Raw genomic sequence first — 1,185 nt, 5'->3', positions numbered from 1 at the left:
AAAGGAGTCACTGTGAAGAAAGTCAAGGGAGGTGAACCCATTTGACCTGCTCATCCAGCAGGATTCAGCGTCCAGGCCGTGTTCGATTTGACCATGGCATTGACCATCACCAGCATCTTGCGCATGCAGGCCACCAACGCCACCTTCTTCGCTTTCCCACGCCCCACCAGACGCTGATAGACCTCTTGCAAGGCGGGATTTTTGCGCACCGCATTCAGGCACGCCATAAAGAGCACCTTCCTGACCTCCGCCCGTCCACCCCAAATCGCTCGTTTGCCTTTCAACTGTCCACTGTCATGGTTGAAGGGGGCCACCCCCGCCAGGGCACTGATTTGTTTCCCAGAGAGCATCCCCAGTTCGGGAAGGCAACAGAGCAAGGTCCAGGCGGTCACCTTGCCGATGCCCGGCATCGACATCAACAGTTCTTTCCTGGCCTTCCAGCTGGCATTCTTTTCCAGAAAGTCCTGCAGTTCCTGCTCCAGGCCTTTCTGTTTGTCCTCGAGAAAATCAATGGTCTCCTGGATGTCCCGTCTCACCCGCACATCTCTGGCGACAGAGAGCCGATTCTTTTCCTGGGTGATCAGGTCACTAACCTGCCTGCGACGGGCCAACAGCTCGGTCAGATGACGGCTGTCCGCATCGGGCAACTCCCGCACTTCGGGTTGCAGGGCTTTGCCAAAGAGGGCCAGCATCATGGCATCGAGCACGTCCGTTTTGGCTTTGCGTCCAGAAGCACGAATGAAGTCCTTGACCTGCTTGGGATTGACTTTCACCACCGGGATTTTGGCTTCAGTCAGGGCAATGACCACCCCTTGTTCGAGACCTCCAGTGGCTTCCAGCACCACCAACACCTCCGGCAGCAAGCCTTGAAGTCGTTCCACAACAGCTTTGCACCCGTCCTGGGTGTTGGGCTGCTGAAAGCTCTCACCCGTATCCAGCACGGCCACGTCGAGTTTGTGTTTGGCCACATCGATTCCCACATACGTTTTTTCGGTCATCAGATACCTCAGGGATGTTTCAGGGACCTTCCCAGCATGGCTCTGGCTTATGATTCGAAATTCGTTCAGGTCACTGTTCGAGCTCGACTGGGAGGAAGAAGATGCGACGACCTTGACTCCTTTTCGGCTTCTGGAAGCCCGCAACATGGCGATCTATCGCACCTCGTCCCTAATGAAAGGATATAAG

1 protein-coding gene is annotated in these 1,185 nt (G+C 55.6%); it reads right to left on the bottom strand.

Annotation, left to right across the window (positions count from 1 at the left end):
• Positions 1–50: 50 nt before the first annotated feature.
• Entirely contained in the window at positions 51–998 is a 948-nt protein-coding gene (locus tag DC3_RS28785) for an IS110 family RNA-guided transposase (protein WP_146892272.1), read from the bottom strand.
• Positions 999–1,185 lie beyond the last annotated feature (187 nt).

The sequence above is a fragment of the Deinococcus cellulosilyticus NBRC 106333 = KACC 11606 genome (assembly GCF_007990775.1).
Taxonomy (GTDB): domain Bacteria; phylum Deinococcota; class Deinococci; order Deinococcales; family Deinococcaceae; genus Deinococcus_C; species Deinococcus_C cellulosilyticus.
Note: the sequence above shows the minus strand (reverse complement) of the source record. Positions and strands in the feature narration are given on the sequence as shown.